Here is a 15,148-nt window from a genome sequence, read left to right as displayed (position 1 = left end):
GGGAATGCGCTGGTTGCTTTCTCAGGGAGTAGGAGTTGTAAATGTCTTATTTAATTAATTCAAGTAAACCAATTTCAAGTGTGCATCAGCTGCAAAGTGAAGGTGGTCAGTACATTGAGTTAGCTGAAGCAGGTTATCAAATACCAATAGTCTGGTTAATGTTTTTCAATGAAGATGATTTCATCGAGTCTAAAATTGAATACATGGATGGAGAGGGTAATTTACACTACGATACGATCTCTTTACCGTGTACGACGGTCAAAAAAGCGAAAGAAAATATAGAAAACTCACATCGGTTTTTTACTGAATTATTTCAAGAGCCTGAAATAGCGATAGGGTATTTAGATAAGACAATCGCGCTTTTTGATGAGCTAGAGTACGAGTATCTCATTCTGGATGCGAGTGAATATTTTTATATGAATATTGATGATGCTGAATGGCATTTGTTTCGGAATGCATTCCTTAGAAATGAAAAAGCGAAACGTTTTATTTTTGAATATTCAGGGTATGACGAGGCTTATTTACCGTATCCAGTCGAAGAGTTTTATTCTAATCCCCACTTAGATGACTATGATCGAATGAATAACTCAACGGCACTGAACCCTGCCTTTAGTGATCCGTCTTATCGTATAAGGTATCCCCATGAAACAGCAAGCTCAGCGTTGAGTAAAGCAGATACCGCGAGTAACAAAAAGTGGTGGCAGTTTTGGAAAAGTGAGTAAAACTGCTCACTAGTTACTTTGGCTGTTGTTGGAAGTACATGGTACTCGGCTTTTCATCATCAAAAGCTGGCCAGTTTGGTAGTGCGTCATGATTGGGATTCCCGTTTTTAGCGAAGTTAGTCCAATACGTTGCCATAACCTCTGACATTTTTAAGTCGTTTGGTGTGATATTGGGATCTGACTTATTCAAGTTTTTAAACACGTACGCAATTTCATGACCGTGAGCAGAGCCGTGACCTTCATCTTTTGCACCACTCTTTCGGGCAGGGTGATGATCGAAGTAGTACAGGTATACAGGCGCATTACCATATTGTGTTTGTAACTTTGCCCAGCTTCATGTGTGCATAAAAAAGCCAGACAGAGTCTGGCTTTTTACGACAACGAATAAGGAAGGTGAGACAGCTCACCTTACTTATTACTCTTCTTGTGCAGAAGCTGCGTCAAAGAGTGCTTTTATTTCTTCAGCACTAATCGCACCGTTGAAAATTTTCAGTTCATCAATAGCCCCGTTATAAGGGGTATCCCAGTAGTTAACACCCAAGGCAAATTCATTGGTTTCACCAGGTACAGTGAACACGCGAGGGAAACCGCCTGCTTCTAGCTGAAGTTCACCATTGACGTACATTTTTATCGTATCGCCGTTGGTGCCATCAACCGTGAAGGCAATATGTGTCCACTCTTTGAGAGGAATACGGCTATCTAGCTCTGCATTATCAAAGAATGCGCCATTATTTGCCCACAAACGAGTTAGACTTGAGCCAGCCATCGAAGGCACATAACTCAACCAAGTGTCTGCATTTGCACCTGCAAAGAATGCGGTTGTGTAATCTGAAAAGCTTTCTGGTTTTAACCACATAGACACAGAGTAATCATTGGTTGTAATAAGGTTATCTGGTAAGCGGACACCTGACCCGTCAAGGAATACGGCTTGACCAATGATACCGTCAACGTATGTAACATTACCGCCAGTATTATTGATTAACCCACCTGTTGGTTTAGCTGTTGCGTACGCACCATTAAGCGCACTTAAGTCACCTTCGAAGCTGTATTCAGCTGGTGCAAGTGATTTTAAGGTCACATCGAATGACTTAGTATCAGTAAAGTCTTTGTACTTAATAGTTGCAGTTAATGTTACAACTTGGTCGCCAGCAGAGGCACTTGGTTGAGTCACAACAACCGTGCCGTTAACTGGTTTTAAATACTCTTCGTTGTTTGACGTCCAGCTAATACCTGACACAAATGGACCGACACGTGGTAACTCGAAGCTTTCACGTACTGCAGATACATCACCTAAATCAAGCGCATCAGTGATGAAACTTTCGAACTTAGTCGGATCTGTTAGGTTGTTGATTGCTGCACCATTGATGTCTAAGCTGTTTAAGGCGTAGTCATACACGATAAATTCGTCAATTTGACCTTGGAAAGGTAAATCCCACCCGTAGTTCACACCGAGAGCAAAATTGCCTGTTTGCGTGCTGAAGAAATCCGGACGTGGCATTGACCCTGCTCGGATACCATCTCGATAAAGCGTAGTAGTCCCGTTAGCATACGTAATTGCAATGTGATTCCAGTCCATTACCGCAGGAGAACCAGAAATGATTTGGTTCCACATTTCTGTGCCATCTTCAGCAAGGTAACGGCTCCACAGCATTGGTGTTGTTGTAAAGTGCGTGCTACCCGGAATCAAGCTCATCCAACGCGCATCTGATGATGCAGCAAAAAATGTTGGCGTGAAGTCGGTCAACACAGTCGGTTTAAACCAATATGAGATTGTGTACTCATCGCCTGTCACTAAGTCATCAGGTAAACGAACACCCGTTGCACCATCAAAGTTAAACGCTTTACCTGTTTGACCTTCAGCGAAAGCGGCTGTGCCTGCACCCACATTTAATAGATTGTTGTCTGTCACCCCTGCATCACCTAGATTGCCTAAACCATCGCTTAGTGATTCTTCGAATTTGTAGTGTGCAATCGCATTTTTAAATTCTGGACGCGCTTCAAGGTTTACATTAAATGTCTTGGTGGTGCTCTCGCCATTTAAAGAGATATTAGCCGTTAAAGTAACGGATTTATCACCACGGTCTGGCGTAGGGATAAACACAGAGCCTTCGCTGGTGATGTAGTATTCATCACTACTTTGCCAGTTAATCGCTGCACCATCTTTACCTTTAGTTGGTAATGAATAGCCTTCGTCTGCAATTGATAATTCAGTTTTTATATCAAGTGCTTCTTGAACAGTGCCCAGCACGTTTGCAGTATCCGTAATTTCATCACGTTTACTTGCCCAAATGGTAGCGCCTTCGCTTGATGTTGCCGATACAGTGACGGCCATCGCTTTGGTGGCGTCATCCCATTGCCATTTAGCCACGCCGAAGTAAGTACCAGAATCAAGCTCTAGTTTAATATTAGAGTCATCAATCATGTACCAGATACCGGGATCGTCACCTGTTACTGAGTGATCTTGGTTTAATGCAATATGCATTGAACGAATAGCATCAGTGTTTACATCAGTGCCGTGATTGATAAATTTGTAGTAACCGTAAAGCTCATCAGCAATTACCATGTTGTCGCCCTCAAGCGGCACATAACGTTGTGGTGAAGCCATCGGCCAACCTAATGAGTTAATAAACATTTCATGCACACGAACTTGGTGTGCTTCAGTATTGTTAGGGAACTCAGTTGATGTTTGTGGAAAACGGGTGTGTGTTACTAATAAATGACGACCTGTTGCTTCATCGTAGTAAGCCGAGTTATGCCCCGGTGATTGATAGCCCCAAGCAGGTGCTGTTTCGCCAAGTTCTTGGGTGTACTCAAAGCCGCCCATTAGTTTTTCACCAATTTCTAGGCCCCCTATTGCTGCAATGTCATTACCCGCGTTATCTAGGTATGGACCATCAGGTGTTTTTGAGCGAGCAACACGAATGTTATAGCCTCCGTTTAAGTCAAATCCAGCAACTGAGAAGAACAGGTAATAGTACTCGCTCTCTGGGCTATACATTGCAAAGGCGCCTTCTATCGCACGGAAGTCACCACCGACTAGTTTTTTACCGTATCCTTGACCGGCTTCTGGCATACCGGTCTCTTCGTCCATTGCTAAAACGAAAATACCGCCGGAGTAAGAGCCGTAAACCATCCAAAGCTTGCCGTTTGCATCATAGAATGCTGCAGGGTCAATGGCGTTTGGATCAACGGCGCCATTCCATGTTGTTTGGCCGTTATCGAGTGGGTAGGCTGTAAATTCCGCCTCATTGCGGTAGCCACTGCGTAAGAAAATGCCTTTATTTTTATAGGGGCCTTCAATGTTATCAGCTTCAGCTAAACCAAGGTAAGAGCGGTTCCAACACACTTCATCAACAACATCCGGTGTATCTGGGTTATCTTGTGCACAGTGGTTATAGTAAAACCAAAACTTGCCATTTGGGGCTTTAATAACATCAGCAGCCCAGTTGCCAGTAAAGCCATCTGTCCATTCAATACCCTCGGCAATTTCACCTGTGTAGTTGTAATCAAATAGGGGGCTTTCATTAACGGCTGCGTTAGCTGAAAGGCTAGAAATCATTTCCCAGTTCAAGAGATCAGTTGATTTAGCGGCAGCAAGGTGTGAACCAAAAATATAATAAGTGTCGTCAACTTTAACGACAGAAGGGTCATGTACACTGACATTAGTAACCATTACGCTTCCTGATTCAGTGTATTCAACACTGCTGCTTACAGTCGGTTTTGCGCTTTGGGGTTCGGTAACTGCAAGAGACGAGTTAAGCTTAGTACCCTCTTCTTTGCCACAACCTGTCACAGCCAAAGAGCAGGCTATGACCATGGCTAATTTATTTAATTTCATTTTATGTGTCCTCTTGAAACTGGGATTCATTTTTTATTCGATTGTTGTCAATAAAATTGCCGCGTGCCTATATCAAACTAATAAGAACGTAGTATTGTAATTTTATAGTACGATTTAAAATGTGCAAATACTTTTGCAAAGGTAATTGATATGTAAACATGAAGTGTCAGTATTTACAATATGTACAGCGTGATTTTAATTTTTTCAAGTTGCCAATTTTGGCGTTTTTTTCGCTGTTTTTACTCTTTTAGGGAAGTTTTTACTTATCGGAAAGTGAGGATTTTCCAGTAAATATGTTTATTTGTATTACATTTGAGCACTAAAAAGGGCTCTTTAAGAGCCCTTTTTGAGATTACTTGTCTTGTTTACTGAGACCTTCAGTGGTCATGATAATACGTTTAAGCGTGCCGTCTTCATTGTAGTAAAGTGGTTCGATAGCCACGGAACGACGAAAACGCCCACCACTTGGTTTGCCATCAATTGGTGGTACTGCACCTGTATGGTAAATAAAATAATCTTTACCTTTGTATTCGATAATTGATTGGTGGTTTGTTTCACTGTTGCCCGCGATTTCATTCAAGATACCTTTATATTCCCACGGTCCATGAATACTTTTACTCATTGCATAACAGATTTTTTCAGGGAACTCACAGGCGTACGATACATAGTAGTTATCATTTTTTTTATGCACCCATAATGCTTCTGTAAAGTTTGGCAAATCGATTGTTTTTATTTCCCCATCAAGCGAAAGTAAGTCATCGCTCAGCTTTACATATTTTGGCACTAAGTTACCAAAGAACATGTATGTATCGCCGTTTTCTTCGGTATAAATAGCAGGATCAATATCATCCCAATCATTCGGTGTGTGCTTGGTCATATCGTCTGTAACAAGCGCATGGCCTATGGCGTCTTTAAATGGGCCTGTCGGTGACTTAGACGTTGCAACACCAATAGCAAAGCCCGGTTTTGTATCGTTGTGACGAACCGTGGTAAAGAAGTAAAAGGTGCCATCACGCTCAATCATGTGTGAAGCCCACGCTTCGCCTTTTGCCCACTTAAAGTCAGTGGCTTTCATAATTGGGCCATGCTTTTTCCAATTCACCATGTCGGTAGACGAAAAGGCGAGCCAGTCATGCATTTCGAAAAATACATCGTTATTAGGTGCTTCATCATGGCCTGTATAAAGGTATACGGTGTCGTTGTGAACAAGTGCTGCGGGATCTGCTGTAAAAACATCGGTAAATAATGGGTTTTGTGCAACGGCTAAGCTACTCGAAAAAAGCAATGGCAGTGCTAACGCTTTCAATTTCTTCATGAGTGTCCTCTGTGACTAATGATTGTTGTACGAACTGCTGCTTTTGTGCTTAAAACTCATTCTAAATGACCAGATAATACACAGTGTACGCCTGATTATACTGAGTAACTGATTGTTTACATCGAAACAAATCAGCAAAAGTGCAGCAAAAATTAATTCTATATTGTATTATTGTATTTTAATCATAGTAGCATCAAAATTCGCTGGGTAAATAACTTGTTAGCCCTTTTTTGTCGCTCTAGGTGAACTAAAGACAAATTAAACAAGCAAATGATTACATGCTAAGTTTATGATAATAATCGGTATTAATGAATAACCAAAACATAAACGCAGCACGCTTTAAGTTTGTAACATGTTATAATTGCGACATTTTTTGTAAACATAATGGCAGTTATTTTAATTTGGCTTTTTGAGTTGACTGTCAAATAATCATACAATATGATTAAAGTTCAGACAGCAATGTATTAACATAATAAAATATAGACTCACTTGCGCACCGTTTTGACAACACACGATGCACAATAAAGTGGTCACTCTTCGGTAACTGAATGGGGAAAGTTCAGCGGGCCGATATAACTATAATTTGGAGAACACCGCTTATGTTTAAAAGAACACACATAGCCAGTGCTGTAGTTATGGCATTTACCTGTCAATTTGCTTTCGCTCAAGAGCAAGCACCAAATACTCCTGAAAAGAACGTCGATGAAATGGAAGTTATTCAGGTATCAGGTATTCGCGGCAGTTTAAACAAAGCACTTGATGAAAAACGTGCAAGCGTTCAAATCGTGGATGCTATTGTTGCAGAAGATATTGGTAAATTCCCTGATAACAACGTAGTTGAAGCGCTTCAACGTGTGACGGGTGTACAAACAACGGGCCGTGGTGCAGGTGAAGTAAGTGCGGTTTCAATCCGTGGCCTTACTGACGTCAATACGACTATTAATGGTCGTGCTATATTTACTGGTGCGGGCCGTGATGTGGCACTGCAAGACATTCCAGCAAGCTTACTATCAGGTGTTACAGTTTATAAAACTCGTTCGGCAGATCAAATTGAGCGTGGTATCGCAGGGGCGATCGACATTAAAACGCATCGCCCATTCAACTTTGACGGTGAAAAAGTCGTTTTAGCGGCACGTGCTATTTATGCTGATCAGCCAGATAAAGTTGATCCAAATATCAGTGCGTTACTCTCTAACCGTTGGGACATCGATGGTGCAGGTGAGTTTGGTGCTTTAGTTAATATTTCATACGCTGAAACACATTATCGCGATGATACAATTACAGCAGGTGCAGCATTTCCATTTTTTACTGACAAGCCGCATCATAATTATTCACCGTATTCTCGAATCCCTGACCGTGACTCTCAAGGTAATCTAATTTGGCAAGGTGGTTTAGAAAATGGTCTACCATCATCAGAGGGTTCTACGTTGAACGTAGAAGGTGAACCAACTGAGTATTTATTAGCGCGAGATGCTATTTTCGGTACTTCATTTACAGGTTTGCGTAAGCGCCCTGCAGCATCAATATCTTTGCAGTGGGCACCAAATGAAACACTTGAAATTACGGCGGAAGGTTTCTACACGGGTTACGAGAATCAATCTCAAAATGCGTTATGGTTTTCAAATACCTTTGAAACTGGTAACGGCTTTATTGAAACCCCCACAGTATTTGATGGCACTAACGTCGTTAAAGAAAAACAAGCAATCGGTGCTGGTGGCTTCCAAAGTGGTGACTATAACTCTGAAACAACAGATAGCTACTTATATGCATTAGGTGCCGAGTGGCAAGCAAGCGATTATCTAACTATTAAATCTGAAGTGGTTTATCAAGACAGTGAATATAAGTCGGACTTTTTTGCAATGCGTTTTGATCGCACTTCGTATGGTTTAGATGTTGACTTTAATGACAATGATGGTGTGCCAAGTATCTCATTTTGGGATGATCCAAACACCGCAGTAAACGAAGCTGATATGGCTACGATAGAAAATTGGAATGCTAGTACTATTTATGACAGTGCTGCTGGTAATAGCGGTGATGCCATCACTTTCACAATTGACGGTGAGTATCTTTTTGGCGGTACTTACATAGATAAAGTTCGATTTGGTGGGCGTTTCGAAAACCGTTCAGCACAAGAATTTACTAGAGATGATAATAAAGTTATTGGCAATACTTCAGTTGCAAGCCTAATGGAACAGCTAGTCGCTGCAGGCGCATCAGGAGATGGAAGTGGCTTAATTTTTAAAGTAGATGATTATTTTGATGGTCGTGCAGATGTATTTGATAGTTTCATTACTGCAGATGGTAGTTATTTACTGAAAAATGCCGATGCGGTTCGCCAAGTATATGATGCTCAAGTTGAAGGTATAGCTAAATCTTTTGATATTGATGAAACTTCTTATGCATTTTATGCAACCACTAATTTCTTCTTAACGGAAGATATTAGTGGTGAATTTGGTTTACGTTATGTGAACTATGAACAAGACATGAAGTTTTATGATACAGATAACAATGGTGAGCTAACAACAGGTAAAAATAAAACAGATAAAATTTTACCAAGTCTAGTACTTAACTGGAACATCACTGATGACGTGGTAGGACGTGTAGCATATACAGAAACACTGCGTATGCCTAATTTTGCTGACCTGAACACGGTTGTAAGATTACAAGACCCACTAACTGATATACCTTATGGTACGGGAACGGGTGGTAATTCTAATTTACAACCGACAGAGTCAAAAAACTATGACTTATCACTTGAGTGGTACTTTGCTGATACAAGCTCAATTTACGCTGCTTACTTTAACCGCGAAATTGAAGGCTTAGTGTTACCTGGACGTAAGACTGAGATTCTTGAAGGTAATGATGGTGTAACTAGACCTTATGTGATTAGTACATCAGTGAATGCGTCAAACGGGGAGCTTTCGGGTTTTGAACTGGGGGCTGTCTATTTTCCTGAAAACTTGCCAGAAATGTTAAATGGTTTTGGTGTACAAGCAAGTTTCACACTACTTGATTCATCACAAGAAACTCCTGACTTTAATCGTGCTGGAGAGATTACAGAATATGTTAAGTCGCAAATGGCTGGCGTATCTGATGAGTCTTACAGCATCGTCGGTATTTACGAGCGTGATTCATTTGACATGCGTTTATCTTACGTGTGGCGTTCAGAGTTTTACACCGGTAACGAAGCGGCTAGCTTTGCTAATCCGATTCAGTTCTGGAGCCGCCCAGAGCAAAGTTTAGACTTCCAGTTTAGTTACAATGTAAATGATGACTTTGTTGTGACATTTGATGCAACTAATATCCTAGATGATGTGTATCAGAACTACTACGGTAAAGGTAACGATAACTTATTTAATTTCGGTAACGGTATCTACTCACGTACATTCGCGCTTGGTGCACGTTATTCTTTCTAAAATTCTTGAATAGACCCAAAACCCCGGCTTTGCTGTAATGCCAGTCAGTTAAGCAGTTTTTTGAATAAATATGTGAATATTATTCAGTTAAAGCTGCTTAAAGCAGGTGGGGATAAAATTAGCTAAAGACCATATAGCAAAAGGGCTACAGTAAGATTTTTATAAATCATCGCTGTAACCCTTTATTTTATTGGTTTTTCCTTAACTGATCTGCATTACGGCTTTGCTGGGGTTTTTTATTTTTCAGATTTGCTAGAAAGTGGGCGTGTTTGTTATTAAACGAAAAGAGTTGCGATTTAATTAGTATGATAATACTATCATTCGGGTTAGCATTAAATTTACAAAAATAACGAATGCAGTGGCCAAGCTGTGTAGTATCACATAGTTGATACACAGTATTGAAAGGTGTTCATTGCTTAAAATATTGAGTATTGGCTTAATATTTTCCAATTAGGGTGTGGTATGGAATCTCAAAAGTTATCCGTTGTAGAAAAAGTTGGCTTTGGTGCCGGCGACATGGCAGTGAATGTCATGGTTGCAGCGTTATTTTATTTTATGTCTTTTTTCTACACCGATATCTACGGACTGGATCCGGTTGATATGGGTGTGTTGTTTTTAGTGGCGCGTTTTGTTGATGCCTTTACCGATCCATTAATGGGGGTCATCACCGATAAAGTGAAAACCCGCTGGGGTCAGTTCCGCCACTGGTTCTTATTCTTGTCTGTACCGTATGGTTTGTCGGTTATATTACTATTTACTACGCCAGATCTTGATTACAACATGAAGCTGGCGTGGGCCTATGCAACTTACCTGTTTGCTACGTTGATGTTTACCGGTGTAGCAATCCCTTATATCTCTTATATTGGTGTACTCACTGCGGATCCTAAAGAGCGTTTATCTGCTAATGGTTACCGTATGTTTTTCGCAAAAATTGCCAATGTAGTGATTGTATTCTCAGTACCGCTACTTGCGTCTTACTGGGGAAATGGCAGCTTGTCGTACGGTTATAAACTCGCAATGGCATTGGTCTCTGCGTGTGCTGTTGCGTTGTTTTTATTCTGTTTCTTTACTACCCGCGAACGTATTACTCATGAGCCACAAACCGAGGGCGTACTTACGCAATTAAAAGTGCTGCTTAAAAACGACCAGTGGTTGTTACTGTGTGCAGCGTGTGTACTTGGTACCTTAGGGTATGCAATTCGCGGTAGTGTGGCAATGTACTATGCAACCTATTATTTAGGCGTGCCCGATTTAGCGGGGGCATTCACCAGTGCGGGTATTGCGGCGTCAATCGTATCGATGGTGGCAAGTACGTGGATCACGCAGCGTTACTGTAAAATGAAACTGTTCCGTCAATCACAAATTGCGGTGTTATTTATTTCATTGCTTATGTATTTTGTGGTCCAACCGGGTGATGTAATGATGGCATTCGTGCTTTATATCATCTTGTCATTTGTGGTTGATTTACATGCGCCTGTGTTCTGGTCTGCGATTGCAGAAGCTGTGGATTACGGTGAAATTAAAGACGGTGTGCGTGCATCGGGCTTATCATTTGGTGGTATTTCATTCTGCCAAAAAGCTGGAGGCGGTTTAGCTGGTTTAGCAGGGGGATTATTACTGGCATTTTTCGAGTACAAACCCAACGTTGAGCAAACGGAGTTTACCTTAATGGGCTTAGCACTCATGCTTACTATTATCCCCGGTGTATTCCACGCGTTACTTGGTCTTATTCTTAAAAAATACAAGATTACCGATCAATACTATACGGACATGGTCATTCAAAAACGCCTACCAAAGTAACCTCCTCTTAAAACGCGCACGCTAACACAGTGTGCGCTTTGCTCTTTAAAATAACGGTTCGCTGGGAGACAACAAGCATGAACACATTTAAAGTGAGTTATTTAGCAAGTCTGTGTGCTGCAATATTAACGGTGACTGCATGCAGTGAGTTGCCAATTGACAGCAAACAAGTCGCCTCTGTTGCGCATGCTGAACATGCCAGCGAACAACATTTATTTGCGCTAAACCAAGTAAGCTTAAGCGCCAGCCCGTTTTTACATGCGCAGCAAACTAATGTGCGTTATTTATTAGCACTTCATCCTGATCAGCTGCTTGCTCCTTACCTGCGTGAGGCGGGCCTGACACCAAAAGCGCCCAATTATGGTAACTGGGAAAATACCGGTCTTGATGGTCATATTGGGGGTCATTATTTATCAGCATTGAGCCTTGCTTGGGCAGCAACAGGGGATGAAGAATTAAAGCAGCGTTTAGATTACATGTTAAGCGAGCTTAATCGTGCTCAACAAGCCACAGGTGGTTACTTAGGCGGTATTCCCAATGGCGATGAAATGTGGCAGCAGATTGAAAACGGTGAAATTAAGGCTGATTTATTCAGTTTAAACGACCGTTGGGTACCACTTTACAATATAGATAAAATCTTCCATGGCCTTCGTGATGCCTACAACGTTGCAGGAAGTAGCCAAGCAAAGCACATGTTATTTAAGCTAGGCGAATGGTTCTTAGCAACCACAGCGAAGTTAACTGATGAACAAGTTCAGCAGATGCTGTACTCAGAGCATGGTGGCTTAAATGATGTGTTTGCGGATATGTATGTTATTAGTGACGATGAGCGTTACTTAAAACTAGCGCGCCAGTTCTCTCATAACATCATTATTGAACCACTATTACACACAGAAGATAAGTTAACAGGCCTGCATGCCAATACGCAAATTCCCAAAATTATTGGTATGTTGAAAGTGGCGAATGCCAGCGATGATAAAGCATGGCAGCAAGGCGCTGACTTTTTCTGGAAAACAGTGAGCCAAGAGCGTTCAGTGTCCATTGGTGGTAATTCAGTACGTGAACATTTTCATGATAAAAGTGACTTTACGCCAATGGTTGAAGATGTTGAAGGCCCAGAAACCTGCAATACCTACAATATGATGAAACTCAGCAAGTTACTGTTTTTGAAAACCGCTGATACGCGTTATTTAGACTATTATGAGCGCGCCACATATAACCATATTTTATCGTCACAACACCCAGAACATGGTGGCCTTGTTTACTTTACCTCAATGCGCCCAGGACATTACCGTATGTACTCGTCAGTGCAAGACTCTATGTGGTGTTGTGTGGGCTCGGGTATTGAGAATCACAGCAAGTATGGTGAGTTAATTTATAGCAATACGGGTAAAGATCTATGGGTGAACTTATTTATTCCCAGTACGTTAAATTGGCAACAACAAGGCTTACAGATCACCCAAGACAGCCAATTCCCTGATGATACCAAGGTTTCACTCACGGTGAACCGGTTGTCTGAGGGACAAAGCTCAGAGTCTGTCATTCATATTCGTAAACCGTCTTGGCAACAAGGTGAACTGCGCTTTACGTTAAATGGAAAAGCCGTGACCGCGAGCGAAAAAGACGGTTACTACAGTATCAGCCATGCATGGCAAAGTGGCGATAAGCTTGCCTTTGAATTAGCGCCTAAGCTTTATACCGAGCAGTTACCGGATGGCCAAGATTATTATTCTGTCATGTATGGCCCCGTGGTTATGGCCACCAAAGTACAGGCTTTTGCGAATGAGCAGTTAAGCTTTGTTGCTGATAACAGCCGTATGGGTCACATTGCTGCTGGACCGACGTGCCCACCAGAAGCATTACCCATTATGCTCAGTGAACCTGCGCAATTTGTTGCTGATTTAACTCGTAAACCGGGCCAAGCGTTGGCATTTATCGCAGACAAAAATGTGGCGATTGCAAAGCAAGGCATTGGACAGACGGAACGCACGGAACTTATCCCATTTTTCCGCTTACACGACAGCCGCTATCAAGTGTATTGGCCACAGCAAAGCAAAGCTGAATTCACACAATTTGTAGCTGACGCCAAAGCGGCTGAGCAAGCGAAAGAGCAGCTTCGGTTATTAACCGTTGATCACATTACGCCGGGTGAGCAGCAACCAGAAGTAGAGCATAGCTTTAAAGGTGAAGGAACCCGCGCTGGTGTCAATAATGGCCACCATTGGCGCGATGCAACAGGTTGGTTTGAATATCAGCTTCGTAACCCCAATAAAAACGCTGCAGCATTACGTATTCGTTATTTTATCGGTGATGTGAATCGTCATTTCTCAATCATCCTTAATGGGGAGAAACTGGCCGCGGTAAGTTTGCCTGTTGGCAACCCAAGCGATGAGTTTTACACCATTGATTACCCATTAACAGAGGCGATGAAACAGTCAGAAATGCTGACCTTGCGTTTCACAGCCAACCCAGATTCTGTTGCGGGTGGTATCTATGGCATTCGATTGATCAACGAGCAATAAAGAGTGAGCTATGTTAAGCAATAATGTGTTTGATAAAGCGGTGAAGCCGGTATTTTCGTCATGCTTAAAAGAGCAGCAAAGCGTTTACCAAACTCCTACGGGCCTTGGTTATCGTGTTATTGAGCAGGGAGCAGGTGATAAGCCCCACTGGGATGCAACAGTCACTGTGCATCAACGTGTAGTACTTAATAACGGTCGGGTGTTATTTGACACCCGTGCAGAGGGTGTACCTGTTGAGTATGAAATTGCCGAGGCGATTGTGGGCTTGCAAGAAGCATTGCAACTGATGAGTAAAGGCAGTCGTTTTGAAGTATTAATACCCCCTCATCTTGCGCGAGATGTGTACAGTACATTTATTGCTACAAAGCATGAACAGGATTGCCAAAGCCCGATGCGAGTTGATATCACCCTGCTTGATTTTAATTAATAATACCAACTTTAAATCTCAAAATAGATCACTTGAGTAAATAAAAAACCTGCAAAATTGCAGGTTTTTTGTGTTTGAATAATTACTTTATAAGTGTGGTTTTAAGCTTGTTTAGGTCGGCTGGGTTTACAACCGGCCAATCGTTTTTCCAGCTCATCGGTAAAATTCGTAGCTTTTGTACGCCGTTATCGGCTGTTTCATAGGCGTGCAACACGAGGTAGTCTTTACCATCAAACGTGTAAGCGGCATTGTGACCAAGGGCTGCCCACTCTTTGTTACCTTCAATCACTAAGCTACCACCGCCATCAACCAGAGAGCGACCTTGCTGATCTAAATAAGGACCTTCAACGTTTTTACTGCGACCAACGCGAACATTGTAAGTACTCTCAATACCTTGACAGCATTTATCAAATGACACAAACAGATAGTAATAGCCATTCTTTTTAAAGATATAAGGCGCTTCAATTGGGCCATGCTCCGTGTTTGGACGGCTGGCAATGTGATGCCACTTTTCAGGCTGTGCTAAGCGCACCATGTCATCATCTAGTTGCACTAATTTTAAACCACCCCAAAACGAACCAAAGCTCATCCAAGGTGTGCCATTGTCATCTTCGATAATAGCTGGGTCGATAGCGTTCCAATCATCACGCTCAGGCACTGACTCAACCACAATACCGTAATCAATCCACTTGTAGTCAGGTGATGATGGGTCAAGAGTGTCGTTTACCGTTACACCAATTGCTGAGGTGTTTTTACCAAATGCAGAAACAGAGTAATATAGGTAAAACTTGCCATTTTTCTCGTACACATCCGGTGCCCACAGATGGCCACCGAAATTAGGTGACACGCGTTTTGCCCAGCTAGGCTCGTCTTTAAAGACGCGGCCAGTGAGTTTCCAGTTAGTTAAATCTTTTGATTCATAATAGGTAATGCCAGGGCCTGTACTAAATACATAATACGTGTCGCCTTCTTTGGCCATAACTGGATCGTGTACTTCTACCTGTTTTGCAGACACTGCAGCTGCTGAGATAAGTAGTCCAGTTGAAAGCCACTTCATTGCTCGTGTCACTTGGTGTGCGGGTCTCATGATCGAATACCTTTTTGTTGT

Annotated in this window: 8 protein-coding genes and 1 pseudogene; 5 read left to right on the top strand and 4 right to left on the bottom strand. The window is 42.0% G+C overall.

Annotated elements, in window-relative coordinates; genetic code table 11:
* Positions 1 to 41 precede the first annotated feature (41 nt).
* Positions 42 to 722: a hypothetical protein gene (locus tag BM378_RS15190; RefSeq protein ID WP_074989528.1), complete on the top strand. Its 681-nt coding sequence runs from the start codon at positions 42 to 44 to the stop codon at positions 720 to 722.
* Positions 723 to 735: 13 nt separating this feature from the next.
* Here the strand turns inward: BM378_RS15190 and BM378_RS15185 are convergent.
* The 3 genes and pseudogenes from BM378_RS15185 to BM378_RS15175 form a co-directional block, all read right to left on the bottom strand.
* Positions 736 to 1,023: pseudogene (locus tag BM378_RS15185) on the bottom strand (carboxylesterase family protein); the annotation flags it as partial.
* A 114-nt stretch (positions 1,024 to 1,137) separates the two neighbouring features.
* Positions 1,138 to 4,560 carry a LamG-like jellyroll fold domain-containing protein gene (locus BM378_RS15180; RefSeq protein ID WP_074989526.1) on the bottom strand — a complete coding sequence of 1,141 codons (3,423 nt, stop codon included), beginning with the start codon at positions 4,558 to 4,560 and terminating at the stop codon, positions 1,138 to 1,140.
* Positions 4,561 to 4,912: 352 nt separating this feature from the next.
* Positions 4,913 to 5,875 (bottom strand): glycoside hydrolase family 43 protein, encoded by a 963-nt coding sequence (locus BM378_RS15175; RefSeq protein WP_036973618.1) that lies wholly within the window; start codon positions 5,873 to 5,875, stop codon positions 4,913 to 4,915.
* Positions 5,876 to 6,474: 599 nt separating this feature from the next.
* Between BM378_RS15175 and BM378_RS15170 the strand changes: the two genes are divergently transcribed.
* The 4 genes from BM378_RS15170 (at position 6,475) to BM378_RS15155 (ending at position 14,040) form a co-directional block, all read left to right on the top strand.
* On the top strand, positions 6,475 to 9,291 hold the full coding sequence (locus BM378_RS15170; protein WP_074989525.1) for a TonB-dependent receptor: 2,817 nt from the start codon (positions 6,475 to 6,477) through the stop codon (positions 9,289 to 9,291).
* A 462-nt stretch (positions 9,292 to 9,753) separates the two neighbouring features.
* Entirely contained in the window at positions 9,754 to 11,091 is a 1,338-nt protein-coding gene (locus BM378_RS15165; RefSeq protein WP_065979494.1) for an MFS transporter, read from the top strand.
* A gap of 77 nt (positions 11,092 to 11,168) precedes the next feature.
* Positions 11,169 to 13,613, top strand: a complete 2,445-nt coding sequence (locus BM378_RS15160; protein ID WP_074989524.1) for a glycoside hydrolase family 127 protein — start codon at positions 11,169 to 11,171, stop codon at positions 13,611 to 13,613.
* A gap of 10 nt (positions 13,614 to 13,623) precedes the next feature.
* Positions 13,624 to 14,040, top strand: coding sequence for an FKBP-type peptidyl-prolyl cis-trans isomerase (locus tag BM378_RS15155; protein ID WP_051501946.1), 417 nt, complete (start codon positions 13,624 to 13,626; stop codon positions 14,038 to 14,040).
* An 82-nt stretch (positions 14,041 to 14,122) separates the two neighbouring features.
* Here the strand turns inward: BM378_RS15155 and BM378_RS15150 are convergent, their stop codons facing one another.
* Positions 14,123 to 15,127 (bottom strand): arabinan endo-1,5-alpha-L-arabinosidase, encoded by a 1,005-nt coding sequence (locus tag BM378_RS15150; RefSeq protein WP_036973614.1) that lies wholly within the window; start codon positions 15,125 to 15,127, stop codon positions 14,123 to 14,125.
* Between the last annotated feature and the right edge of the window lie 21 nt (positions 15,128 to 15,148).

This window comes from Pseudoalteromonas lipolytica, assembly GCF_900116435.1.
GTDB lineage: Bacteria > Pseudomonadota > Gammaproteobacteria > Enterobacterales > Alteromonadaceae > Pseudoalteromonas > Pseudoalteromonas lipolytica.
The sequence above is the reverse complement of the archived record's forward strand: the minus strand, read 5'-3'. Positions and strand labels throughout refer to the sequence as shown.

What these genes read in the sequence shown, in the direction of transcription:
- BM378_RS15170 (WP_074989525.1), top strand. Translation starts at nt 6,475, where the DNA reads ATGTTTAAAAGAACACACATAGCCAGTGCTGTAGTTATGGCATTTACC.
- BM378_RS15190 (WP_074989528.1), top strand. Translation starts at nt 42, where the DNA reads ATGTCTTATTTAATTAATTCAAGTAAACCAATTTCAAGTGTGCATCAG.
- BM378_RS15155 (WP_051501946.1), top strand. Translation starts at nt 13,624, where the DNA reads ATGTTAAGCAATAATGTGTTTGATAAAGCGGTGAAGCCGGTATTTTCG.
- BM378_RS15180 (WP_074989526.1), bottom strand. Translation starts at nt 4,560, where the DNA reads ATGAAATTAAATAAATTAGCCATGGTCATAGCCTGCTCTTTGGCTGTG.
- BM378_RS15160 (WP_074989524.1), top strand. Translation starts at nt 11,169, where the DNA reads ATGAACACATTTAAAGTGAGTTATTTAGCAAGTCTGTGTGCTGCAATA.
- BM378_RS15150 (WP_036973614.1), bottom strand. Translation starts at nt 15,127, where the DNA reads ATGAGACCCGCACACCAAGTGACACGAGCAATGAAGTGGCTTTCAACT.
- BM378_RS15175 (WP_036973618.1), bottom strand. Translation starts at nt 5,875, where the DNA reads ATGAAGAAATTGAAAGCGTTAGCACTGCCATTGCTTTTTTCGAGTAGC.
- BM378_RS15165 (WP_065979494.1), top strand. Translation starts at nt 9,754, where the DNA reads ATGGAATCTCAAAAGTTATCCGTTGTAGAAAAAGTTGGCTTTGGTGCC.